Below are 24,082 nucleotides of genomic sequence, written 5' to 3' on the forward strand. Positions count from 1 at the left end.
ATAGCTGTGTATGTCACGCATTTGCTGGTTCTATTGCAATACGTCCACCTAACGCTTGAATAACCTTCGCAATAGTTTGGAAGCTAGGATTGCCGTCTCGTCTTAAGCTTTTATAAAGGCTTTCCCTTCCAACCTCAGCTTTTTGAGCAATCTCTTTCATTCCTCGAGCTTTTGCAATATCACCTATAGCAGCTTGCAACAAGCGAGGATCATTAAGTTCTGCTGCAGCATTTAGATACGAAATAACATCATCATCGTTCTCAAGATACTCGCTCGCATCCCATTTACTTATATTTACCATTTCTTTTTCATCCAATTGCGATACTCATCTGTTTTAAGTATCTCCATAAAAATATTTTATCCTGTAGGATACAGTTTTGCAATACACAACAGTTATCGTGGCAGAAAATGCAAATCTTGCAAAAACTGCCACGATAACGCATGATTTGAGTGATGCTAGTTTAGCGGAATAACAACATTGACCAGCCAAGTGTCATCATCTTTTTGAGCGCTTAAAGATCCACCTAAACGTTCCACAGATTTTTTGTGGAATAGTAGCCCTTTGCCAAAAACAAGTCTTTCGCCAAACTTATTCAACGTCGAAATCGAATTCATACACATTATTTTGCATTCGCGCTCATCAACCGTAACATTCATAGAAAAATCAACGCTAGTATTGCAATGCTTGCGAATATTAGTAAGCAGCTCGCTGCACATGCGAATAGCACATTGAGCTTTTTCAGTACTAACAGTCGCAGATGCAGTAAAATCACCACTCCCCGAACTTTCATCATTTACTGTTATAGAGCCATAATACCCAAGCTGCTCGCAAATCTTACGCTCAGATTGCAATCGTGCGCGAATATTACATAGAAAATCAGCCAAAGTCATGCAATTATTACCATTAGAACCATAAATAAACTGCGTGCCAGCAATGCTGGCAATATTTGAATCTAAAGAATCATCATACTTATGCTCAGCTTGCTCAAGTAGGTTAATAACAAGTCGCGTTTTAGAAAGCGCATTACGAGAATGCTCAACAATCTGCTCTAGCGACTCTTTTGTATGATCACTTTTCTCGGCAAACAAAGCATCAGTCGCAAGCAATGTAATATCCGTAATCTCATTGTTCACATCGTCGTGCAATTGCAATGCAACAGAAGCAATATAAGACTGGAACTCACTGCGCACAATATCCATTTTTGCGCGATTATTTTCCTCCAACATGTTCAAATACTTGCGCAAAGCGTAACCGCAAATCATGGAAATAAGAATAAAACAAGGGAAAGTAAGCGGAATGTAAGCCATTTTTGCAAAGTACATAATATTCAGCGAAACTATGTACGCACAAAGCAAATACTTCCACGAATCGTAAAAGCCTGCAACAAACATGCTAGCGATCAATGAAAAAAGAAAGCAAGTTGCATTTACACCTGGTACTGCTAACGTTACGCAATATAAAATCGGAGTTACGAGGGATATTTGACGAGGAAAAGCGATCAAAAGAAATATTGCGAACATCCAAACGTATTGGCACACAGATTGCTGCGGGTTATGCCACAAACCAGCTGTATTGCAAGATTGCACATCCATTGACACTACAAGAATCGCCAATATTATGAATAAAGTTCGCTGAATTTTCCAGCTTTTAACCAACTCAATAACGCGCGAAAATGTTTTCATTAACATGCATTATCCGTTTCTTGCAAAAGATTCGGATGATTTTGCAGCGAATCATTAAAATATTGCATATTGCTATTTTGCTCACGATTTTGCATTGCAGCAAATGCGGATATTGCTTGCACTCGGTTAGAAACATGCAATTTTTTGTAAATTCTATGAATATGCGTGTTAATAGTGTTTGGCATAAGACAAAGTTGAGACGCAATCTGATTCGTTGTGTACCCTTTAGCAAGCAGATCCATAATTTTTAGTTCTTGAGGCGGCAAAACGCTGCGCGATCTTGATTTAGAAAGCCTAATAAAAGATTCTTGCGGTGTAGCAAAATCGTAAGCAACGTCTTTAACACAACGGCATCCATACACCTGCTGATTATTACAATATTGCAAAGCTTCTGCTAGCCCTTTGAAATTGTCTTTAGCAACCATTGCTTGCCCGCCAACTTGCGAAACCATCGAAGCGTAGGATCTACAATCGTAAGAAGTCATGCCAATTAGAATAATGCTGTTGTTTTTCTCGCGAATTGCGCGTATTACGTCTACTCCAGACATGTCTTTCATTGACATATCTATCAGAATATAATCTGGAGTAGTTTTTGCTACTTGGCAATATTTCAAAGCTTGCACGCCTGATTTTACGCACCATTTGCACGCGTACTCGCTTGGCAAAAGCTTGCTGAGCACGTTTCGCATAACCGCTAAAACTAATGGGTCGTTATCTACTATTGCATACGTTTTTGGCATAATGGCTTTCTTGCAATCTTATGCTACTTTTCTTATATTCTACTTTATAAGCATGCGCAAAGTAGAGCAAATCGTGTAGTAATAAATGATTACAAGTAATGCATGTAAGTCAAATTTGGTTATAATAAGTAACAATATGTGACTTTTGGTTGCGTTGAAAATTCATTTTCAATAATGATTGCAGCAGGATTATATGACAAAACGACTAGTAGTATTGCACTCCGCAGAAGTAGCTGCGATGGCGTTCGCCTCAGCAGCTGCTTTTATGCGTAGCTTTGGCTTCTTCGTTTTGTGGCTTGTACCAGGACTTCTTTCTGTTGCATTGTATTCTTATGCATATTTTTTCTTGCGTAAAAGCGTTATTAAAGAAAAAAATGCGTATATCGCAAATAATATATCTAAGATTGATGGCGCAGGCGCTAACAGAACAAGTAATGATGTTGAGAATATAGAAAGCAACAAAGATTACATAATTACTCTTGAGCAAGAGCGCAAAAAAGTCGAATCACAAAATAAGCAAATACGTAGCAATTATCTAAATAATTTAACAAATATTATTACATGCTTTATTTGTGGGCTTATTCACGTTCCTTGGATTTATTACTATGGAATTGCAAATGGCGTTGTAACATTGGTAATTTTATGGCGAGTAATAAAGCGCCCACAAGGTCACCCTATTGATGAAAGCGATTTTTAAGGATTTAGACTTTAAGGATTTAAGCTTATTGCTGATCTTCCATTGAAAGATTTAATCCTTTTGCAGCATTGCGAAAATATTCTATGTAATCGCCATAGCCGTCTGCAATAATAGCATCCTCTTTTACAACAAAAGAGCCATTTTCTAGCACAATATATTTTGTAAAGAATTCTTCTAATTGCTTAGCTAATTCATCAATTTCATCTTGCGAAAGCTCTTCGCTACTATTTTCCGCAAAGTTATCTTCCTGCTTTTGAATTTGATTAATGCTATTTTCGCAAACTTTTCCTATTTTGTTTACGTTATCTTCTGGCTGCCAAGAGTTTATGCCAAAATCACTCATGCTTACACTACCAATATTTGCGCTACTCATGTTTGTATCTCCTTGTATTTGTAATATATTCACAACTTATATTCGCAACACATATTTTCAATATATTTGTGCGTTGCTTTAAGTCTAATTACAAACATTTTCCGTGCAATCTTGAGTACTAAGTTCTGAGTACATAGTATTTCTCGAAGACTTGCAGCATTTATACTAGAAATACAAAATGCATACGAACGATAAGCAATGTACATGAATTAGCTACAATGCTCACAAACAAAACAGCAAATTGGAAGGGAAACAACTCATGAGCAAGGACTCTATAAAACTTATTAAAAAAACGCTTATTTGGATTCTTAAGTGGGCAATATTTACAGCAATCGAATTCCTTCTTTTGTACGTTGCGCTTATATCTTGGAATCATGATTTTGCACAGTTCATGAACGAATACAGAAATGCGATTATTCCATTTATGGCAGCAACTGGAGCTATGGCAGCGGCGATGATTCGCGACGAAGGCACTATTCTTGAAGTCAAAGAGTAAGGTAGCTAAGATTATTGCGCGGATGCGATTGAAGCCTCTTGGCGAGCAACGTCAAGCGCTTTGTTGAAGGCATCACTAGTCCAACTTGCTCCAGCAACAACCGAAATATGCAAATCTTTTAACGGTTTTCCAACGATTTTTCCTGGAATAGCCTCACTAAAAGCGCTCATGTGTTTTTTGGAGATTGGCGTAAACGGATGAGACGTTATTTGCACACTGCTAATATTTCCATTTGCAACGCTTAAATTCACGTCAATGCTATCTTCTGCAACTGGCCCATACTTAGCTTTGATTTTGTAATCGCCATCTTTGTAATTGCCAGTGTCTGTTTTAGGCGAATTTTGCTGATTTTGCTGATTTTGTGAATCCTCACTTTGCGCAGAAGCGTGCGATTGCTGAGCTCCAGAATCGTAAGATTTTGAAGAATTGCCACTATCGTTTTCGCTTTGACCAGAATTACCAGCAAACTCATCATTCATCGGCACAGCACTCGGCTCGCCGCAAGATGCAAGAAACGCACTTGAGCTAGCCAAAACCGCAATCGCAGCAACCGTTTTTGCAATTTTTTTAGACTTCAAATCATCACGCAAATTATTGCAGCGTGAAACATTGTGAAACATATTGTCTAAAATCATAAATCATCGCCTTTAAATCTTAAATTAAAACTATACGCAACCAATCATCTAAAAACTAATCATCTAAATTCGCTAATTTAGGCGACTTAGTAGGCTCATGATTTTGCAAAGATTGCGCAACGCTTTCATCAACATGTGCACTCGTAAACGCAGGCTTGCCACCAATCGCCTCGTACGCTTTGCGCGCATCCTCATTATTCCAACGCTCCCCAACAAGCACACCGTGGTTGAGCATAATTTCACGATCCGCGCATTGAGCAACCAAAGAATCGTGCGTTACAACAATAATCGTAGTGCCCTGGGAATGAAGCTGCTTAAACAAGTCGAGTACAATCTGCTCATTCTTTTCGTCCAAATTACCAGTCGGCTCGTCCGCAAGAAGCAACTTCGGGCAGTTAATAAGAGCACGCGCAACGCACACGCGCTGCTGCTCGCCGCCAGAAAGCTGGCTTGGTAAATGATGTGCGCGGTCCTTTAATCCCACGCGTTCCAAGGCTTCCATTGCTTGCGATTCATCTACAACTGAATGATAATATTGCGCAACCATCACGTTTTCTACGGCTGTTAAATGTGGCACAAGATAAAACTTTTGAAACACAAGACCGATTACGTTTTTGCGAACGTCTGCAAGCTGACCCGCGTTCAAATCCTCGAGTTTGCGGCCTTGCAAAGCAACAGAGCCTTTAGACGGCGAGTCCATGCACCCAATAATGTTCATTAGCGTAGTTTTGCCAGAGCCACTCGAGCCAACAATCGAAAGCCACTCGCCTTGCGGCACAGTAAGCGACAAATCGTCAACAGCGCGAAGAGAGCCGTAAATCTTGGAAACATGGTCCAAAGTCAACAGCATTTCTGGCTTGGAATCTGTATTTTCCTGCCTATTTTCTACATTCTCTGTCATATTAAATCCTTAAATAAAATCCTTAACTAAACACTCTAAAAACATTCTAAAATCACTCTAAAAACACTATAAAAGCTATTCTTCTCGAAGCACAATCGCAGGATCGATTTTTGAAGCGCGCAAAACAGGCGGCAACGCAGCAACGCAAGACGCTGCAACGCTAAACACAATAGAAAACGCCACCAGCCACCAATTCACGCTCAAATCTCGCGCAAACACCATTGACGCAAGCAATCGCGCAAATCCATACCCTACTGCCGTACCAGAGATTCCGCCAATAAAACCATAAAGCCCAGATTCCGCAGTGAACTCAATGCCAATGCTCTTAGCGCTCGCACCCAAAGCTTTGCGCAATCCAATCTCATTTCGGCGCTGTTGCACAATCGAAGAAATCGTAGTGCTTACGCCAACCATCATCAACGCAAGAACAACCAGCGAAACAATCCAAAATAGGCTGCGAAGCATAGCAATAATGCCAGTATCTGCCGCTGTGACTTTAGTAACTTGTTGCGCACGAACACGCATAGAAGTCATATCGTTAATGCTGCGCACAACAGCATCTACGTTCGGCGCAGAAGACGAGTAAGCGATCACGTCCGCACCGCGCTTAACGCCTGTAAGCACACGCAAATCCGCGTTAGTTGCGTAAAGCATGGAATCTTCAGCGTCTCCCGTATCTAAAATGCCACAAACGCGGAAAGTTGTGCCGTGAGTATCCATAATATCTGTGGAAACTCTGCCTTCAACAAGCTTTTTTGAGGAAGATTTATCTGCTTGATTATCTGCTTGATTGCCTTGCGATTTACCTTCCAACTTTTGCGCTGGCTTGTGCGAATCCGAAGAATTATCGCCAGCGCGATACGCGATTGCAATGCGCGAACCAATCTTCAATCCCATAGCCGAAGCAACATCTCGCCCAACCATAACGTTGCCACTGCTAGGCCAAGCGCCGTCCACGTTCCAATGCTTATTAAGCGACTTAACAGCGGAAACATCCACTCCAGCAAGCACGTACGGAGCCGCGTTAATGCGCACATTTTCGTAACGGTACGTAGCAGATCGCATAGCACCTTTTGCAAGAACCATGTCGTTAGTGTGCAAAACCATTGCGCGATCAATGCCATTTTTCCACTCGCCTGCAAGCGGCGTCACAATAATATTCGCTCCGTACGTGCGCATTTCGTCACTCATTTGTTGAGGAACAACAATGCAAATTGCAGCCAAACAAAACAGCGTAGCAGCACCGACAAGAGTGGCAACTACTGCCATAAGCGCACGCGACTTTCGGCGAAAAACCGCGCCAAAAAGCATAGTCGCAAACATTGCGCTATTAGAAGTCATACCCGAACCAGATTTAACGCCCATGAAGCACCTCCGCAGGACGCACATGCAAAATAGAGCGAATAGAAGAGCCAGCAGCAGCAAGAACAGTAATCGCAAGAAGCACAAACACCAGCACAAATACCATTGGTCGAAGCGAAATCGCAGAACCAAACACGCTAAATCCAATCACTTGCGCAACGCCAAAGCCTGCAATCATACCAATAAGCGCACCAACGCACGCAATAACCGCCGTTTCCATAAGCATTAGCCGCGCAACAGCGCCATCGCGCGCACCCAGCGCCTTGAGAAGCGCAAGCTCCCCCGAGCGCTCCGAAATCGCAGCCGCCATAAGATTCGCAACCGCAACAGCTGCCGCAACCAAGCTAAGCGCCGTCATAAGCACCATCACAGCGCGCGTCTTGTTAAGCACGCTGCCTTGCATAGCCGAAACTTGCCGCACTTGCTTTGCAACAGCTCCTGGAATCACTTCTTCAATTTGGTAAGTAATCGAGCTTGGGTAGGCTGTGCAATACCACGTCTCCCACTCTTCTTGGCTAAGCGCCGCTGGATTCTTCGCCGCTTTACGCGCTAAATCGTTTTCTGGCGTAGTCAATGCTTTAACTTCAATCGCCTCAACCATATTTGGCCTATTGGAAAGGCGTTGTGTCTGGCTGGAATCCGCGTAAATCGCGTTATTGTCGATATCTCCAGAATCGTAGATGCCAACAATTTTAAGTGAGATTTGCCTGCCAGAACGAGTTAGTTTTATTCGCTGACCAACTTTTAGATTATGACTTTTAGCAAGATTTGCACCAACAGCGGCCTCGTGCTTAAAATCGCGCGGGAATCTGCCTTCAAGCATCTTCCACCAAGACCGCATTCCTTGCACGCCAACAACTGTTGTCTCTCCAGAAGCGAGCGCAAGCTTGCGATTAAACCACGTGCCAACAATCGGGACTACTGAATTAGCAGATTTAGCGGAATTAGTGGATTTAACAAAAGAAGAATTAGCAGAATTAGCAGACTCTGCAGAAGAATTTGCTTTAAGATTTGCATAAATCGTTAGTTTTGGCGCAAAATTCGTTATATTAAATGCCCAAAAAATCATTTTGATTTTTGCAGCATCCGATTCCTTCAAAAAAGCGGTAGATTCTTGACTTTCAGCATCCGCCAAAGTTTGAGAAGTTTGCAAAGTTTGCGAATTACTATAGTCCGAATTTGTGCGGGACGCATACAAGTCGTTCACAACAGCATTCGACTTAGGCTGAACAATAATATTGGACCCGTAAGAGCTAAGCTCCGCGTTAATTTTGTCTCCAACGTCGTAAACAACGCTAAGCATTGCAACGCTTACACACGCACTCAAGCACACAACAATCGCTATAAGAACTCGCTTTTTAATCTGCCTTGCAAGAGATCGCGCAACCATTCGAATCATAAACATTTGCAAGCACTCCTACTTAAAGTGCGAGCTAAGCACGTCTAAATCGGCTGTGTGAATGGTAATTTTGCCGCCACCAGCCTTGTATGGGAATGGAATAGGATTGCATCCGCCCTTAAAACCAATAGTCGCCAAATTTATTGCAACATCGCATTTTCGGCATATTATCTTGCCGTCTTTTTCGTAGTAGCCTGCGTCTCCACAATTTTCACAAGCGTCCAAGCCCACTCCATACGCTCCACCATTTTTCTTGATGATTATAAAGCGCATAACAGTGCCATCTTTAGCTTTGTATTGGAATCTATGCAAGTGGCCATCGCTAATTTGCACAAAGTTGATTGTTGCTACGCCATCATGCAACTCGTACGGTTCTGGCGGCGTAAGCGTTGGCTTAATATTCATAACAGATACGCCAACTGTAAGCGTAAGTATTACTACGATTGCAGCCATTAGCGCCGCAAGCGCGGACCTTCTAGACTTGCGCTTAAACGCTCGCTTTGCGCGGATTTGTGCAGAATTTTCTCCATCTACAGGCGTCTTAAAACCAATTACAAGAGAGGCGAACGCAGGAATCAAAAACACGCAAATTTGCGCAATAATCATAAGCGGAGCGTTGTTTATAAGCCAAACAAGAATGCTAAACGAAAAATCGTCTATATACAGCAAAATACTTCCTTGCATAATTTGCAGCAGAGATGTTAAATGCTGAATTAGCAAGATTATTAAGCTTAGAATAATTGCGATTTTAAAGGCGCCAATACTAGCGGTTGTGCGCAAAGATCGCACCATAAGACTTATGCAAATCGCAGCAGCCGCGCCAAGAATAAATCCTAGCGCGCGAAGAAGCATATCGGAAGTAAACGGAGGAGTGCTGGAGTCAACGAAAATCGTAAGCTGCAAAATAACGTCTGGGAGCGCGTAAAACACTGTAAACGCTAGGCAAAGCGCGCCAATTGCATTACTTATGTGCAAGGGCAGCGGATTTTTGCGCCATTTTGCAACCGTTTTGCCAGATGCGCCAACACAGGCGATTGTTGCAACATCTAGCGGAACTGCAATGCAAAGCGCTGGAAGGTTCACAAAATTGCGCTGATTAATCACCACGCTTGCGCGCAAAAATGCAAAAACAAGCGCCGCAACTGTTCCAAAAATCAAGCCGAAAAGTCGCCAGCGAGAGCTGATTGGCTTATCTCGTCCCTCGCCAACGCTTAGCGTTGCGCTTAATCCCATTGTAAGCAGCGCAAGAGGGAGCAGCCCTGGAAGAACTGTAACGAACATCCTGAGCATGTTCCCTCCTTTGCTGTTTACATGATTTTTGTTTTTTATTTATGCATTATGCATTATTTATACATTATGCATTATTTATTTGTTGTTTTTATTCTTAAAAACTACCACTGGCAAAAACACCACTGGCAAAATTACCACTGACGTGGAGTGTACTTCCAATCGTCGAATGTAGCGGTAATCGGCTCAGTCCAGAATCGGCCAGTCACGCCCGTAGCAGGATCTACGTGAAGCATCCAACCCTTCTTTTCTGGCGATTCAACAGAAAGCACTAACTTGTAGTTTCCAGCCTTATCGAGCTTAACATTTGCGCCGTAGTGTGGGCCGTCGGAAGCGTTCATTTGCATAAACGTTCCCTTTACAACAGCGTCGCCGCTCGCCTTATCAATAATTTGATAATTCACAGTCAAATCTGGAATAAACTCACCCTTGCCGTAGCCAAGCTGTGCACCTTTCTTGTTTGCGTGAATATCTGCCTCAAGGTGGAAGCTTGCCTCGCTTGCCTTTAAGCCCATGCCTGCTGGAACCATGTCGACTGGCTGGAAGTACACAGCGCCAATCGTAAGCGGGCCAATGTTCTGGTCTTGGTGAGGTCCAACTGGAACCTCTTCAAAGCCCTTGTCTCCGCCCTTATCGTCGGCCTTCTGCTCAGATGATTGTGGCTTTGACGCAGACTTTGCTGCATTTCCGTTTGCGCCACAGCCAGTGAGTGTTAGCATTCCTGCAAGCGCTAAGGCTGCAATTGCCATCATCTTTTTATTCTTCATATCTAACCTTTTCTATTAGTTATTGTTTATTATTGCTTGATTTTTAGTTTTGATTTTTAGTTTTGACTTATCCGTTAACTGTTGTCAACGGTTGCTTGCGATTTGCGCGCGCGCACAAAACTCACACACAACAGCGCAACAACTACGATTGCAGCTACGACTTGCGCCGAAATCGTTTCAACGTACGGATAGAATCCAAGCCAATCGTTAGTTGGCAAGCCTTGAATATACGAGCCAGCGAGCGCATCGCCCTCTATAAGCGCATGCACACCTCCGCCAGCAAAAATCACCACTAAAATGCACATAAGCGCGCTTGTTCCTGCAAAGAACGGGCGAATCGGTATGCGCACAGACGCAAAGCGAATCAGTAAGAAGATTACAACTAGAACAGCAGCTGCGGCCACGAATCCGCCCCAAATCATGGAGTCAGCTCCGCTTGATACAGCAAAAATCGCTTGGTAGAAAATCACAGTTTCTGCGCCTTCGCGAAACACTGCCAGGAAGCTTAGCAACGCTAGAGAAATCAGGCTGCCTTTAGAAACGGCTGCCGTTGTTTGGTTGCGAATATACTCGTTCCAAGCTTGCACAGAAGATCTTGAAATCATCCAATTGCTTGTGTACAGCAGCATAAGCATTGCAAACAGCGCCACAACGCCTTCCGTAATCTCTTGCTGCGGTCCAGAGCCATTGAATAACAATCCAAATAGAGCAGCAACAACAAGCGACGCCGCAATTCCAGCAACAAGACCCATGTAAATGTACTTAACCATGTGCTTGTGCCCAGATTTAATAAGATACGCGATTATTGCAGCAACAACCAGCAGCGCTTCCAACCCTTCGCGAAGCAAGATTATAAAAGCCTGACCAAAGGAGCTTGTTATAAATTGCATAAACACATTGGCATTAGCCGCTGCTCCGCCGTCTAGCTTAGATGCATCTTCAATAAGCATTGACTTAAGATCTGTAAACAGCTTTTTTGTTTGCGCAAATGATTTGCCATTGTTCATAGCTTGCCTGCACTCTTTGAATTGATATTCAACAGTGCTTACTCGGCTTCCGCTTATTGCGTTCATAACGTTCTTCTCGAAACCGAGCTTTTCGTAATACTGGTAATAGGCTTCGTTCACTAAATCAACAGCTTTTGCAACTTCTTGCTTATTTGCTTTTGCTGCTTTATACGTTGATGCAGATTTGTCGAGTATAACGTTCATTTCTTGCGCTACTTGACTCCAAGTTCTGCCGTTTCGTCCAAGATTCTTCTTTTTTGCAGCATCGAGCTTTTTGCGTTCTTTTGCGATCTGCGCGCGCAATTTGGATGCATAAACATTCGGCTTATCTAGATTTGTGTTTGAGTCTAATTGAGATGCTGTTTGCGCAACGTCTGCTTCTAGAGCAGATACGACTTCACTAATTTGCGCGGACTGATTTTGTTGATACACCAACGTTTGTAACTGTTGGAATTGATCACTTTGCGATTGAACTTTATTCTGACTAATCGTATCTCGCACAACTGTAATCATGTTTGAAGCTACATAAACAGAGTTGTATGCAGCTTGAAACCTGGTTGCCGCTCCTGCCATATTTGCGTTTGCATACTCGCTTTTGCCTTGTTCTAGCTGACTTTTAATAGCTAAAGAAACTTCCGACCAAGTGTTGTATGTTTTATTGGCATCCGTAGCATAAGCAGGCGTTGGAGCTGCGATTAGCCCAGCAATTCCAGCAAACCCAGCAACACCAGCAAACCCTATTGCGCAACTTACAAAAATGCATATAGCAAGTAAAAATGCATACACTTGCTGTGCTTTTTGGCGCGCTTTTGCACACGCGTGCATAATGTCTCCATATCTCCTTTGGCTCTAATCCCCATCGAGCGCACCCAACTTCTTTTATTTTCGTTCTATTTTTTAGTTTTGCTGGAGCTTTTATCTTTAAGTTTTAGCTTCAGTTTTCAGTTTTCAGTTTTAATCGTTCAAATTTTTTGGCGATTTCTACGCGGTTATTCTGTTTTGCTAGAACTTGTTCCGTTTTGTTATATTTGAAGTCGCCTCGCAAGTAACCCCATCAACATAATATCGATATATCAAGTAGATTGATATAGTTCAGCGCAAAAAACTCGCAAATATTACAAAAATGATATTGATAACGATAATTATCAATCTTTTTGCGAATCGTATTGAGAAAAGCCAATAAGCCCAACAAACTCATTAAACATGTTTCTCATACTTTCTACAATGCGACTTTTCTTCTCAGCGCGCGCCTTAGCCGCAGCGCCAAATCTGCTCATTCTAGGCATTAAATCATTAATGTCTGTACCAAGCTCACTTACTTCGCCAGCGCTAAAAGATTTCTCCATAAACTTGCGAGTCAAAGCATCGTTTAATCCTTCGCTTTGCACGAGTTGCTCCAAATCATGATTATACTTTTTCTCAACATACTCGCTCCAGCAATCAACAATGCTCAACTTGTTGCCGTTAGAATCGTAAACGGTAATGTTACCTTCAGAATCCACAAGCTTCCCAAGCTCATTCTCGTTAAGCTGCGCAATAAACCCTTCAATAAGCTTCTTTTTACTACGCAACTGCGGGCTAGAGTCAACCGCCACCCTAATAGAGGCAAGAACATTTTTATCTTTACAATGCTTGCTATGGTAACGTTCTACTAACATCAAAATGTAGTCAATATTTACTTCTACTTGGCGCACAAGCTCCATCTCAAACACAACGTCATCCGTAATGTCGGCGACCTCGCCTTTTTGCTCTTTGCGCTTCCACTCTTCATGCAAATCCTGGTAATGCCCCAAGTAATCTTGCATATCGCGCTCTTTGATTATCTCGTTGCCTTCAAATTGATCGAAAGCTTTCAGCATGTTACGCAAGCGCAAAATATTGCTAAAAAGCGATATAAACTTTTTCTGATTCTCTTCTCCAACAATGTTGAATCCTTGCAGCGGATACTTTTCCATAAGCTCATTTACTAAATCGCTGTATCCACAACGCTCAATTCCTTTAGCATCAATATAACCGTTGTAAATCTGCTCAAACGTAGGGCAAAGCACAATACCTTGCGCATCTTTATCTCCAAAAAGAGCTACCGCTTCGTCAACTCTATAACTCAAATCCCTAAAGCACACAATGTTTCCGAATGTTTTAACGGAGTTTAAGATTCGATTTGTGCGCGAAAACGCTTGAATAAGCCCGTGCATGCGAAGATTTTTATCTACCCAAAGCGTGTTCAAAGTTGTTGCATCAAAACCAGTTAGAAACATGTTGACTACAATCAAAACGTCAATTTCCTTATTTTTCATGCGAATTGAAACGTCTTTGTAATAGTTTTGAAATTTGTTATTTGACGCATCATACGCAGTATTAAACATTTCGTTATAGTCTTTTATTGCACTTTCCAAGAATTCTTGCGAATTTGCGTCTAGATTTGCCGTGCTTTCTGAATTTTCTTCTCCGAGAGAACCCATGCCGTTGGCGTACGCCGAAGAATCTGACTCACCCTCGTTTACTGCATAGCTGAAAATAGTTGCTACTTTTAAGCGTTCGCTTGGAGGCAGATTTTGCTGCTGCTTTTTGAACTCGTTGTAATACGCTTTTGCAAGAGGAATGTCTGCAACAGCAAAGATTGAATTAAAGCCGTTTATGTCAACTTCTTCAGAAGATTTTTTAGTCTCTAAAGTATTATGCTTATCTGCAGCAAGTTCTTTAACGTTAATAATGCGCTTGTATTTGTAAGTTTTCTCGTTGCGATACGTTTTTTGAGTAAAATGCTCAATAATGTATTGAACAACATTATGCACGCGCTCCGGGTGCTTAATTACATCTGATCGATTAATATCTTTAACCAATTCATCGGTTGCTTTTTCCAGCTCGCTCGATGTTTTTACAGTAGCAACGTATTCCACGCGGAATGGCAACACATTTTTATCGTTAATCGCGTTAATGATTGTGTACGTGTGCAAGCAAGGCCCAAAGGTTTGCTCGGTTGTAGAAATATGCGCAGCGTCGGAGCCAGCAGCGTTCGCTTCAAAAATTGGCGTGCCAGTAAACCCAAAAAGCAGAGCATTTTTAAAGTGCTTTACAATATCTGCATGCATGCCTCCAAACTGGCTTCGGTGGCATTCGTCAAAAATAAACACTATGCGTTTTTTGTAAATTTCATGGCTCGGGTTGCTGCTTATAAATCTACTAAGCTTTTGAATAGTGGTTATAATAAGCCTGCATTCTTCCGTATTGTCTTCTAGCTGTTTTGTAAGCACAGATGTTGAAGTATTACTATTTGCGGCTCCTTTTTCAAACCTGTCGTATTCTCTCATTGTTTGATAGTCAAGATCTTTACGGTCTACAACAAACAAAACTTTGTCAACAAGATTCTTGCCTTCTATGTCTTTCAAAGCTTTTACTAGCTGCGATGTTTTGAAGCTAGTTAGCGTTTTGCCAGATCCAGTAGTATGCCAAACATAACCACCCTTTTGACGCTCTGATGCTGGCATTTTGCTCGCATTAGCAAACATGTATTTTACGCGATTCACTATGTTTTCTGCTGCAGTAATCTGGTATGGACGCATAACCATCAAGCAATCTTCTGCATTAAAAACGCAATATTTTGTAAGAATGTTAAGAATTACGTGCTTTGCAAAGAAGGTTCTAGCAAAATCGCATAAGTCGGAGATTATAGTGTTTTGAGCATCGGACCAATAGTTTGTAAATTCAAAACTGTTACTTGTTGTGCTTTTGCTAGATCCTTTACTTTTCTGCTCTTTGTAAGCATTATTGCGAGTTGAGTTAGAGTAATACTTTGTTTCAGTGCCGTTTGAGATTACGAAAATTTGCACGTATCCAAATAGTCCGCTTCCAGCCCAAAATGAGTCGCGAGCATAACGATTAATTTGATTGAACGCTTCTCTAATAGGCACGCCTCTGCGCTTTAACTCAATGTGAACCATTGGCAAGCCGTTTACTAGAACAGTCACATCGTAACGATTGCTACGCGCAGGGCCATTTGCATCATTATTGTTTGCGTTAACAGCATACTGATTGATTACTTGCACAATATTCTTGTGAATATTTTCTTTGTCAATAATAGTAATGTTCTTATCTGTGCCGTCATCTTTTTTGAGTATTTTAACGTTATCTCGCTGAATAGCATCTGTTTTCTTAACTATATCGTCAGTGCTGTTTGCAATATTTTCTTTGAAAAATCTTTCCCACTCGCCATCTGAAAAATGATAGTCGTTGAGCTTTTCGATTTGCACTCGAAGGTTTGTTATAAGATCTTTCTCGTTGTGAATATGAGCATACTCGTAGCCTTGGGATTGCAAAATGTTAATGAACTCTTCTTCGAGTTGCGCTTCGCTTTGATAGTTGCCGTTATTGCGCGCACTCGGCGTAAACGTAGACATTACAGTGCTATCTTGATTCTCTAACACGATTTTCATTTTGCTTCCTTCTTTCTTACTTACTCACATTTTTTAATTACGCACGCTTGAAGGTTAGGAGTTGATCGCGATAGTACTCGTATTGCTTGCGACGAGCTGTAAGCTCTGCCGTAAGCTCTGCCGTAAGCTCTGTAAACGTATCTAAAATCCGCACAATCTCCGCTTGAACCTCAAGCGGCGGCACTGGGATTTCAAAATTAGAATATGTGCTAATCCAAAGACGTTTGTGTTCCGAAGAAGAAAATCCAAGAAGTGCCATCCAATGGTATAAATATCGTATTAACACATTAGGCTTCGCTGTAATCATTTTCATAGCAGATGATTTAACTTTAAATGGAAAATCAACCCATTGAATCGCACCAGTAAAATCATCAAAAATAATTACAGGATTATCTTTTGATGCTAAATAAATATTATCTAGCTCATCTGTATATCCAAGTATGAAGCTCTGTCCAGCAGTCAATACTGGAGTAGCGAAAGAATTATTATATTCTGTACTTTTTACTATATATTTCGTCGGCTGCTCATAGTTAGCAATCTCGCCAATCTTCTTATACTCCACACCGTTTGGGCAGTAGCGCGAGATAAACGAATGAAGAGGATTGTTGTCGTCAAATGTAAGCAGCGTATCTCGATAATACTCGTATTGCTTTTTACGAGCTGTAAGCTCTGCTGTAAGCTCTGCTGTAAGCTCTGTGAAATTGTCCAATATGCGGACGATTTCACGTTGTGCCTCCAGAGGAGGGACGGGTAGCTTGTAGTTCTTTATCATTTGAGCATTAATGTTTGATTGTGATCCTTGCCCCATACCTTTCAAGTTCTCATATTCATTGCAAAGAAAATGATATACATATCTAATCAACACTATATTTTCATTGATTTCCAAATTACAGCAAGCTTGATTGGTTGTAACGGGTATCTTATTAATTGCCACTTTAGCCGCAGTTGCACCATACATTGCGACAATAATGCAATTCGCCGAAATCCATTTTGCAGAAGAATTAGCTAAACCCTCTTCCGTAATTTTTACATCGGTATCATAAATATAATTCCAATCAACCTCTTGAGTTCTTACCCAAGGAATATCTCCACCATAATATTCAGATATAGATGTTTTTGGCGTTCCTCCAGAACAAATATTAACGCAGACTTCTTGGATAGTCTTATACTCCACACCATTCGGGCAAAGCTCAGCGATTAACTCCTCAAGCTTGCTAGTCATTGAGCCACCTCGCTATTATCAAAGTTAACGCTGCCAGCTTCAATCTCGCTTACAATCTTCTCAATTTGTTCGCGTAGCTCTTGCTCGCGAGCGCAAACCGACGCAATTTGCGCGTTAAGCTCCGTAATATCAATCTTTTCGCGAGTATCTTCCGCTTCAACATATGTGGAAACCGAAAGATTGTATTTATTGGATTCCACTTCTTCCAAAGACGCTACATGCGCAATATGCTCCACATCTTGCCTAGAAGTGTACCACTTAACAATCTGCTCAATGTTCTCATCCAAAAGCTTGTTACTATTCGTTGACTTTACAAACTCTCGGCTAGCATCAACAAACAATATAGAAGTATCATTCCGCTTGTTTTTACGCAAAACCATAATGCACGTAGCAATCGAAGTGCCAAAGAATAAGTTACTTGGAAGCTGAATCACGCAATCAACAGCATTACGCTCAACTAAATATTGGCGAATCTTTTGCTCGGCTCCGCCGCGGTACATAATCCCAGGGAAGCAAACAATTGCAGCAGCACCATCTTCCGCCAGATGCGCTAAACAGTGCAAAACAAATGCCATGTCTGCCTTGCTTTTTGGAGCAAGAACTCCAGCTGGAGCAAAACGAGGATCGTTAATCATACACGGATTAGAATCCCCCTCCCAACTCGTAGAATAAGGAGGATTAGAAACAACTAGCTCAAACTTTTCATTAGCATCGATTTGCGGATTTATAAGGGTATCGCCGCACGTAATAGTAAACTTATCAAAATTCACATCGTGCAAAAACATGTTCATGCGGCACAAGTTGTAGCTAGTAACGTTCTTTTCTTGACCATAAAAACCGCCATTAATGTTTTCAATGCCTAGCACTTTTTTGGCCTTTAAAAGAAGCGAGCCGGATCCGCATGCGGGGTCGTACACGCTGGAAATACTTGATTTTCCAACTGTTCCAAGGCGCGTGAGCAGCATTGAGACTTCTGCAGGCGTAAAGTATTCGCCGCCAGACTTGCCAGCGTTCGACGCATACAAGCCCATTAAATACTCATAAGCGTCACCAAAAGCCTCAATCACGTTGTTGTTTACGCTACCAAGCTTCATCTCACTAATCACTTGTAATAACTTAACAAAACGCTTATTGCGGCCTTCAACAGTGTCTGCAAGCTTAATGTTATTCACATCGTAATCGGAGAATAATCCCTTAAAATCGCCAGACGAATCAGTGCCTTGAGAAGAAGCTTCAATATTGCGGAACACGCGGCTTAATGTTTCGTTCAGATTGCTATCTTGAGGAGCGTTCTTAAGCACATTGCAAAACAGTTCGCTAGGAAGTATAAAGAAGCCTTTTTCACTAATCATGTCACCGCGAAGAGGCTCTGCATCTTCATCGCTTATTTTTGCATAATCAAAGTTTGGATCTCCGCCTTCAGATTCATGCTCATCTTTATTAATATAATCGCATAAATTCTCGGAAATATAGCGATAAAACATTGTGCACAATACGTATGCTTTGAAGTCCCAACCATCAACTGAACCTCGCAAATCGTCGGCAATCTTCCAAATCGTGCGATGCAATTCCGCGCGTTCTTCTTCTTTGCGAGTGTCCATTTTGCTGCTCCCTATTTGTGCAATTTCTGCACGCGTATGCGCCATAATTAAATAAACGCAATAATTAAATAAGCGTTCTTTAATATTCTACTGTAAACGCGCACAATCAGCAGCAACGCTACTCGCATCGCTTAGCCTAGATTCGATTCTTGCAAGCAAGATAGCTCGCATAGTCATTATTGGACATTAGTCCCCGCATTAGTCAGCAAAAAAGCGCGCTGGGAAAGCACACGTTTTGCGAAGCGCATGATTTGGCAGCATTACAGCAAACTCAGCGCCGACATTTTGCACGATTTTTTGCAAATCGCTTTCTTTCGATACAAACAACGCAGTTGCGAGCGCATCGGCATAAGCCGTTGGAAAATCGCAAGTTTTAGCAGGAATATACACCCAACTTGCGCATAAATCGCAAGCAGGAATGCCGTCAAGCGCATTAATTAAGTGAGTCGCAATTAAATTAGACTCAAAGCCACTTGCATCTTTTACTTTCCAACGCCTTCTTGCATTAGACGATGCACACAACGCTCCGCTCGTGATTGATGCCACTCCAACTGCTTGAGTTGTGTCAAAAGGATTTTCCAGAGCCACTTTTATTTGACTATTCTCTTTGCTAAAGCAAGCGCGCATATCTCCGCCTGCGTTTACCAAAAAATCAAAATCCGCATGCGAATCTCCGCTAAGCTCCTCTTTAATAATCTGTGTTACAAGATCTGCAAAATAGCCCTTACCCGCTGCACCAAAATCAAGCTGCACTGGCTGATTTGTGCAAAGCGTTGTGCTGCCGCCACCTTGCGAAATATCCGACCACGTAACTGGAAGAGCTCGACGATAATTAGCCCAACTGCCTATATTAGAACTCGCGCTAGCTGCCGACTCTGGAACGAATTTCACAGAATTGTTGTAGCCAAGCGCAAGCAGATCCGCACCAATGCACGCGTCGAAAGCTCCGCGAGTAGCAGCGTAAAACTCGCTATAAAGTGCAAAAAGTGGCCCAGCCCATGCTGGAAACACAAACTCGCCGCCATGCTCCGCACGAGCCATACGCGAAACTAGCGAATCTTCACGAAAGCGCGAAAGCACCGATTCATACTCTTCAACAAAAGCGCGAATCCGCTTCTGCACGCGCTGCGAAATCGGCACGCTGCTAGAGATAATAATCCCCGTTCCAAGCGCGCGCTCAAAAGCCGTCACATTCCCAAACATTATTTGCCTCACGCAAACATTTCATTCGCTTTTTTAGAAAGCTCATACCTAATAGGGCGTTCGCCAATAGAATCAACCATTCCAAGCTCAATCAAACCGTTAAGCGCGCTCACAATCTTTCTCTCACCAACCTGCTCATCAATTGCGTTTCCAACGTATTCGCTTAATTGCTTGCGAGTCATTGGAGTTGGATTATACGAAAAAAGCTTATTTTGCAACAAAATGGTCATAACTTCGTACTGAACTTTAGAAATCGCTGTTTTTTTGGAAAACTTGAACAGCTTATTCATGCAGTAAATAATCTGTTTTAATTGCAAAACAATATTGTTGAATACTTCGTTCTGTGCTTTTTTAATATATTTCAACATTGTGCAGCAAAACATAGTTAAATCATTGCAATTAAACAGTTCTTGAGCTTTAGAAAAAGCGGCATAGTATCCAGATTTCTCTGCGTAAATTACAGAGCTTAAGCTCAAAATTGTTGGCATCGAAAGCTGCTCGTGCAATTGCAAAGCAAGCAAAAACCGCCCAGTTCTGCCGTTTCCATCATAAAACGGGTGCACGCTCTCAAAAGCATAATGACACATGCACGCTTTAATAAGCGTTGGAACTTTGTTACTATTCATCAAACTCAACATCTGCGTTAAATGATCTTGAATTTCTGCTTCCGTTGCATCGCCATCGTGCACTACATTATTTGCGCCATCACGAATACTTACTTTTCCACTCCTAAAAATCTCACCATCTGGAATATCACCTGATTCTAATTCGCACTGCATAATGCTATTGTAGATTTTTCGTATATCTTGCAATGTTTGCGGAATTGAAGTGCCATTCTTATTGGAGTCTGCAACTGACTTTACATTCAAATCCACAACAGATTCCGCAACCGACTTTTCTTTAGAATCTGCAAGCTCAAGAAAAAGCTTAGTAAATTCACTAAAACGCGTATGCTTATTCTGCTCACTCGCAGCAGCAAGCGCTTTGGAAAGCTCTTTTCTAGTACTGTGAACACCTTCAATAATGTTGGTATTTTGCACTTCTTTTGCAATAAGTTGCATTAAATACTCGCGCTGAGCAAACCGCGGCAACCTGCTCCACGCTTTTTCAACCGCTTTTTCAGCATACGCAATATCATTCATGTGCGTCACAAGATCCGTTACACACATTGCAAAAATTTCATGAGCGTCAAATACGATTCCAGAACGATACGTTGCAGGATTATCAATGCGCAAGCAATACTCTTCTTCCGCAATATCACAAGGTTTTGCATTACTTTTAGACATTGCAACTATTTTGCGTATTGTTTTGTAATCCATAATGCGACTCCATTTATGTTATTGCGTTTACATTATTGCGTTTACGTTATTGAAGATTTTGTAGTAATGTCTTGCAATATTTTGCTTGCTATATCTTGCTTGCGATATCTTTGCCTATACGCAAATAATGCATTTATCACAAAATGATTGCATAGCTAATGTAAAAATCTATTCTATACCTACATTTTGCCAAAATGAAGGCATAGCGAGTAAAAAACATTCGTCTATACCGACATTTTCGCAAAAACGCACTATAGAAATATTGATAGCATCGGCAACATCACGCCACTCGTTTCGGCGTAGCTGATGGTAAGTGAAAAAAATCGGGCGACGCATAAATGCATCGCCCGCAAAACTTTCGTTTTCAAATCGTATGAAACACGCTACCACGCCACACATACGTTACACAATACAGTCTCTTTACAAAAGCTCGCGTCACAACCCAAAAAGCTTCAACAGCGCGCGGAACGTATCTTGACCATCATAGCAAGTTTCAACTAGGAATCCGCGCTCATTGCTGTATTCTTTGAGGCCGCGATAATAGTAATATTTCTTTCTATCCTCAATAATAAACGGCACAATATTATGCTTTAAGCATTCCTTAAAAGCAATCAAACGCCCAACTCTGCCATTACCATCCTGGAAGGGATGTATCCGCTCAAATCTGTAATGAAAATCAACTATATCTTCTAGCTGCAAATCAGTTTTAGCAAGGTATTCTGCCAACAACCTGCTAATCTCATTATGCACTTTTTCTGGCTCGCACGTTTGCACACCGCCTACAACATTCGCACGCAACTTGTAATCACCCACACGAAACCAAGGCAGAAGCTCGTCACTTGTTCCGCGTTTAAGCAGCAAATGTAAACGCTTAATCATGTCTTCACTAAGAGGCTCTTCAGCAACGTCAATACAGTAATCAATCGCGCGAAAATGATTCACTGTTTCAACAATATCGTCAACCTTAATACCCGTATTCTCTACTACGCCAACGCTTGAATCCGCGCTATCGACTACACCATCAGCTTTTTCTTCGGAGCCGATAGTATTAGTTTCAAAAATTCGCCTAGTTTGATCTTCACTTAGCTGGCTTCCTTCAATATGATTCGAGTTGTACGTCATGCGAATTTGAAGCTCGTGATAAATTCCGCCTGGAATACGATGTGCCTTTTCTTCCCTAAGCCTTTGCAAAATAGGGTTACTTGAAATTACGCAATACAATTCACTTGGCTTGCATTGTAAATAATTGCTGATTTTTGCGATTACTAAATTTGATAGTTTTTCACCTTTTGAGATTTTTGCAATCGTACGAGAAGAAATATGCAACTCGGCTGCTAACTGCGATTTTTTAACGCCTTTTTCACGCAGCCTGTTGTTAAATCCCGTGTAATCATACATTTTTAACGCTTCTCTTTCTTCTGCTTACCCTGCTTTATTGAGATGAATTATTGCGAATTTACATACTCACACACTAAAATCTTTACTTATTTTCCCATAATCAACATCAAAAGTAAAGATAATTGCGATTTTACGCACGCAAAAGTAAAGATTTGTGATTTTGCGCAAAAGAAAATATGCATCAAAAAAGAAATAACCAAGACACCAGCGTTAGCAATATGCAAGCGTTACATTCAATCTATGCCGTAACGCGTTTTATACGCCGCGTAATCCTTATCTTGCAAAACACTAGCCACATTCGGCGCGTATTCGTATTCTTCTTCAACAAGATGCGCAAACTGCTGCTGAGCTAAAAGCTCAACATTCAGTGGCTTTGTAATAATGCGAAACATGTCTTCAAGAAGCTTAGTATCGTTAGCATCTTTAGCCCGAATCGAAGCCTTGTCGTTAATGCGCTGCGTTATTAAACCCCAATCGAAATGATATCCAGCATCTCGCGCAACAATATCCCAAAAAACACGCTGCGTTCTGCCATTGCCCTCACGAAATGGGTGCAAAACATTAAAATTATTATAATTTACGCTTAGCTTACTAATAAAATCATCAATAGATAAACCTTGCAATAAATTATCATTTTTAAGCGTTTGCTCACAGTAACGAATCCCAACGCCCATGTATTCAAGCGGATGAAACGGCTCGCCACCACCTTTAGTCATGTCTATAGTACGAATCTGACCAGACCAATCGTAAACATCTTGAAAAAGATAATGATGAATCCACTGCAATTGCCTAACAGTGCCTTCTGCATGCGGCAAGTTTTCGTACAACTTATAGCTACGGACTGAAACTAAATCGTTTTCAAAGAAATCAAGATCTTCCTGAGTTTGTACATTAAGTTTGTTCTTCAGCACTCGCGTATGAGGAATAAGATATGGGTCAAAAACTTCATCAACCATGATTAATCCTTGAACAAGTTAAGATTGATTATTCTAGACCGTAACGCTTACGAGTTAGAGATATAAGCTCATCTGCGCTTATAGAACCGCGAATATATTTTCTTGTATCAGCCAAGCATGCAGAAGAGACCGTACCACCCTCTAATTTTGCTGAAGATAATGCTATTGCAACGTTTTCCAGTCGGAACTTTTGCGTTTCTTTATCAATCATTTCTACTCCCTGCCAACACCCGCTCTCAAATCAAAAATAACTACCAACTATTTTACTATTCGCAATGCATTTATGTGCAATAAACAGAACGCAATCAAAAAACGCAATAAACATAATACGAAAGGGCCTTCGAGTGTGAACGCAAATAGAAGTCGCAACAAAATCCACTTTTTACAAGTTTAAGTCATTCATAACCTAAACTTTTATTTTTCGTAAGTTTAAGTCATTGATAACTCAAACTTTGGATTTTACACAAGACGGTTCACTTTCAAAACTTAAAAAATATTACAATTTTGAAAGTGAAAATGATATAATACTTTCAAAAGTAAAATAAAATTAAAGTTTTGAAAGTAGAGATACGTGTTTGCTTTCAAAAGTGAAAAATACTACGA

At 41.3% G+C, this 24,082-nt stretch carries 21 protein-coding genes; 2 read left to right on the forward strand and 19 right to left on the reverse strand.

What is annotated here, in order from left to right; all coding sequences use genetic code 11:
- Positions 1–13 precede the first annotated feature (13 nt).
- From HXT23_RS05275 to HXT23_RS05285, 3 genes are all read right to left on the reverse strand, one after another.
- On the reverse strand, positions 14–301 hold the full coding sequence (locus HXT23_RS05275) for an addiction module antidote protein (protein ID WP_422112792.1): 288 nt from the start codon (positions 299–301) through the stop codon (positions 14–16).
- Between the two features lie 155 nt (positions 302–456).
- Positions 457–1,689, reverse strand: coding sequence for a hypothetical protein (locus HXT23_RS05280; RefSeq protein ID WP_016807336.1), 1,233 nt, complete (start codon positions 1,687–1,689; stop codon positions 457–459).
- Positions 1,683–2,423, reverse strand: a complete 741-nt coding sequence (locus HXT23_RS05285) for a response regulator transcription factor (protein WP_422112793.1) — start codon at positions 2,421–2,423, stop codon at positions 1,683–1,685. Before HXT23_RS05285 ends, HXT23_RS05280 begins: the two co-directional genes overlap by 7 nt.
- Before the next feature lie 193 nt (positions 2,424–2,616).
- Between HXT23_RS05285 and HXT23_RS05290 the strand changes: the two genes are divergently transcribed.
- Entirely contained in the window at positions 2,617–3,120 is a 504-nt protein-coding gene (locus tag HXT23_RS05290) for a hypothetical protein (RefSeq protein WP_116285449.1), read from the forward strand.
- A 25-nt stretch (positions 3,121–3,145) separates the two neighbouring features.
- Here HXT23_RS05290 and HXT23_RS05295 read toward each other — a convergent pair whose 3' ends face one another.
- On the reverse strand, positions 3,146–3,493 hold the full coding sequence (locus tag HXT23_RS05295; RefSeq protein ID WP_032815943.1) for a hypothetical protein: 348 nt from the start codon (positions 3,491–3,493) through the stop codon (positions 3,146–3,148).
- A gap of 259 nt (positions 3,494–3,752) precedes the next feature.
- Between HXT23_RS05295 and HXT23_RS05300 the strand changes: the two genes are divergently transcribed.
- Complete coding sequence (locus HXT23_RS05300) at positions 3,753–3,989, forward strand: hypothetical protein (RefSeq protein ID WP_016833933.1); 237 nt, start codon at positions 3,753–3,755, stop codon at positions 3,987–3,989.
- A gap of 11 nt (positions 3,990–4,000) precedes the next feature.
- Here the strand turns inward: HXT23_RS05300 and HXT23_RS05305 are convergent, their stop codons facing one another.
- The 15 genes from HXT23_RS05305 to HXT23_RS05375 form a co-directional block, all read right to left on the reverse strand.
- Entirely contained in the window at positions 4,001–4,624 is a 624-nt protein-coding gene (locus HXT23_RS05305) for an FMN-binding protein (protein ID WP_016807341.1), read from the reverse strand.
- Positions 4,625–4,679: 55 nt separating this feature from the next.
- Positions 4,680–5,525, reverse strand: coding sequence for an ABC transporter ATP-binding protein (locus HXT23_RS05310; protein WP_205727580.1), 846 nt, complete (start codon positions 5,523–5,525; stop codon positions 4,680–4,682).
- 75 nt (positions 5,526–5,600) lie between these two features.
- Positions 5,601–6,890 carry an ABC transporter permease gene (locus HXT23_RS05315; RefSeq protein WP_116285443.1) on the reverse strand — a complete coding sequence of 430 codons (1,290 nt, stop codon included), beginning with the start codon at positions 6,888–6,890 and terminating at the stop codon, positions 5,601–5,603.
- Complete coding sequence (locus HXT23_RS05320; protein WP_422112794.1) at positions 6,880–8,292, reverse strand: ABC transporter permease; 1,413 nt, start codon at positions 8,290–8,292, stop codon at positions 6,880–6,882. Before HXT23_RS05320 ends, HXT23_RS05315 begins: the two co-directional genes overlap by 11 nt.
- 12 nt (positions 8,293–8,304) lie before the next feature.
- Positions 8,305–9,576, reverse strand: coding sequence for a Fe-S-containing protein (locus HXT23_RS05325; protein ID WP_422112795.1), 1,272 nt, complete (start codon positions 9,574–9,576; stop codon positions 8,305–8,307).
- 131 nt (positions 9,577–9,707) lie between these two features.
- Positions 9,708–10,340, reverse strand: coding sequence for an iron transporter (locus HXT23_RS05330; RefSeq protein ID WP_004131558.1), 633 nt, complete (start codon positions 10,338–10,340; stop codon positions 9,708–9,710).
- Positions 10,341–10,414: 74 nt separating this feature from the next.
- Positions 10,415–12,172: an FTR1 family iron permease gene (locus HXT23_RS05335; protein WP_422112796.1), complete on the reverse strand. Its 1,758-nt coding sequence runs from the start codon at positions 12,170–12,172 to the stop codon at positions 10,415–10,417.
- Positions 12,173–12,492: 320 nt separating this feature from the next.
- Entirely contained in the window at positions 12,493–15,780 is a 3,288-nt protein-coding gene (locus tag HXT23_RS05340) for a type I restriction endonuclease subunit R (protein WP_422112797.1), read from the reverse strand.
- Between the two features lie 37 nt (positions 15,781–15,817).
- Positions 15,818–17,002, reverse strand: coding sequence for a restriction endonuclease subunit S (locus HXT23_RS05345; protein ID WP_016635264.1), 1,185 nt, complete (start codon positions 17,000–17,002; stop codon positions 15,818–15,820).
- Positions 16,999–18,603, reverse strand: a complete 1,605-nt coding sequence (locus HXT23_RS05350; protein ID WP_422112798.1) for a type I restriction-modification system subunit M — start codon at positions 18,601–18,603, stop codon at positions 16,999–17,001. The genes HXT23_RS05345 and HXT23_RS05350 overlap by 4 nt, the downstream gene beginning before the upstream one ends.
- A 198-nt stretch (positions 18,604–18,801) precedes the next feature.
- Positions 18,802–19,806 carry an FAD:protein FMN transferase gene (locus tag HXT23_RS05355; protein WP_422112799.1) on the reverse strand — a complete coding sequence of 335 codons (1,005 nt, stop codon included), beginning with the start codon at positions 19,804–19,806 and terminating at the stop codon, positions 18,802–18,804.
- A gap of 8 nt (positions 19,807–19,814) precedes the next feature.
- Positions 19,815–21,125: a Fic family protein gene (locus HXT23_RS05360; protein ID WP_016635647.1), complete on the reverse strand. Its 1,311-nt coding sequence runs from the start codon at positions 21,123–21,125 to the stop codon at positions 19,815–19,817.
- A 435-nt stretch (positions 21,126–21,560) separates the two neighbouring features.
- Complete coding sequence (locus HXT23_RS05365) at positions 21,561–22,523, reverse strand: Fic family protein (protein ID WP_422112800.1); 963 nt, start codon at positions 22,521–22,523, stop codon at positions 21,561–21,563.
- A gap of 233 nt (positions 22,524–22,756) precedes the next feature.
- Complete coding sequence (locus tag HXT23_RS05370) at positions 22,757–23,479, reverse strand: Fic/DOC family protein (RefSeq protein WP_119529121.1); 723 nt, start codon at positions 23,477–23,479, stop codon at positions 22,757–22,759.
- A gap of 28 nt (positions 23,480–23,507) precedes the next feature.
- Positions 23,508–23,690, reverse strand: coding sequence for an antitoxin VbhA family protein (locus HXT23_RS05375; protein ID WP_016635642.1), 183 nt, complete (start codon positions 23,688–23,690; stop codon positions 23,508–23,510).
- Between the last annotated feature and the right edge of the window lie 392 nt (positions 23,691–24,082).

Origin of the sequence: Gardnerella sp. DNF00257, from assembly GCF_049262745.1 — a bacterium.
In the GTDB taxonomy this organism is placed as follows: Bacteria; Actinomycetota; Actinomycetes; order Actinomycetales; family Bifidobacteriaceae; genus Bifidobacterium; species Bifidobacterium piotii.

Excerpts from the sequence above, each read along its gene's own strand:
- HXT23_RS05275 (WP_422112792.1), bottom strand. The coding sequence starts at position 301 with ATGGTAAATATAAGTAAATGGGATGCGAGCGAGTATCTTGAGAACGAT.
- HXT23_RS05280 (WP_016807336.1), bottom strand. The coding sequence starts at position 1,689 with ATGTTAATGAAAACATTTTCGCGCGTTATTGAGTTGGTTAAAAGCTGG.
- HXT23_RS05285 (WP_422112793.1), bottom strand. The coding sequence starts at position 2,423 with ATGCCAAAAACGTATGCAATAGTAGATAACGACCCATTAGTTTTAGCG.
- HXT23_RS05290 (WP_116285449.1), top strand. The coding sequence starts at position 2,617 with ATGACAAAACGACTAGTAGTATTGCACTCCGCAGAAGTAGCTGCGATG.
- HXT23_RS05295 (WP_032815943.1), bottom strand. The coding sequence starts at position 3,493 with ATGAGTAGCGCAAATATTGGTAGTGTAAGCATGAGTGATTTTGGCATA.
- HXT23_RS05300 (WP_016833933.1), top strand. The coding sequence starts at position 3,753 with ATGAGCAAGGACTCTATAAAACTTATTAAAAAAACGCTTATTTGGATT.
- HXT23_RS05305 (WP_016807341.1), bottom strand. The coding sequence starts at position 4,624 with ATGATTTTAGACAATATGTTTCACAATGTTTCACGCTGCAATAATTTG.
- HXT23_RS05310 (WP_205727580.1), bottom strand. The coding sequence starts at position 5,525 with ATGACAGAGAATGTAGAAAATAGGCAGGAAAATACAGATTCCAAGCCA.
- HXT23_RS05315 (WP_116285443.1), bottom strand. The coding sequence starts at position 6,890 with ATGGGCGTTAAATCTGGTTCGGGTATGACTTCTAATAGCGCAATGTTT.
- HXT23_RS05320 (WP_422112794.1), bottom strand. The coding sequence starts at position 8,292 with ATGTTTATGATTCGAATGGTTGCGCGATCTCTTGCAAGGCAGATTAAA.
- HXT23_RS05325 (WP_422112795.1), bottom strand. The coding sequence starts at position 9,576 with ATGCTCAGGATGTTCGTTACAGTTCTTCCAGGGCTGCTCCCTCTTGCG.
- HXT23_RS05330 (WP_004131558.1), bottom strand. The coding sequence starts at position 10,340 with ATGAAGAATAAAAAGATGATGGCAATTGCAGCCTTAGCGCTTGCAGGA.
- HXT23_RS05335 (WP_422112796.1), bottom strand. The coding sequence starts at position 12,172 with ATGCACGCGTGTGCAAAAGCGCGCCAAAAAGCACAGCAAGTGTATGCA.
- HXT23_RS05340 (WP_422112797.1), bottom strand. The coding sequence starts at position 15,780 with ATGAAAATCGTGTTAGAGAATCAAGATAGCACTGTAATGTCTACGTTT.
- HXT23_RS05345 (WP_016635264.1), bottom strand. The coding sequence starts at position 17,002 with ATGACTAGCAAGCTTGAGGAGTTAATCGCTGAGCTTTGCCCGAATGGT.
- HXT23_RS05350 (WP_422112798.1), bottom strand. The coding sequence starts at position 18,603 with ATGGACACTCGCAAAGAAGAAGAACGCGCGGAATTGCATCGCACGATT.
- HXT23_RS05355 (WP_422112799.1), bottom strand. The coding sequence starts at position 19,806 with ATGTTTGGGAATGTGACGGCTTTTGAGCGCGCGCTTGGAACGGGGATT.
- HXT23_RS05360 (WP_016635647.1), bottom strand. The coding sequence starts at position 21,125 with ATGGATTACAAAACAATACGCAAAATAGTTGCAATGTCTAAAAGTAAT.
- HXT23_RS05365 (WP_422112800.1), bottom strand. The coding sequence starts at position 22,523 with ATGTATGATTACACGGGATTTAACAACAGGCTGCGTGAAAAAGGCGTT.
- HXT23_RS05370 (WP_119529121.1), bottom strand. The coding sequence starts at position 23,479 with ATGGTTGATGAAGTTTTTGACCCATATCTTATTCCTCATACGCGAGTG.
- HXT23_RS05375 (WP_016635642.1), bottom strand. The coding sequence starts at position 23,690 with ATGATTGATAAAGAAACGCAAAAGTTCCGACTGGAAAACGTTGCAATA.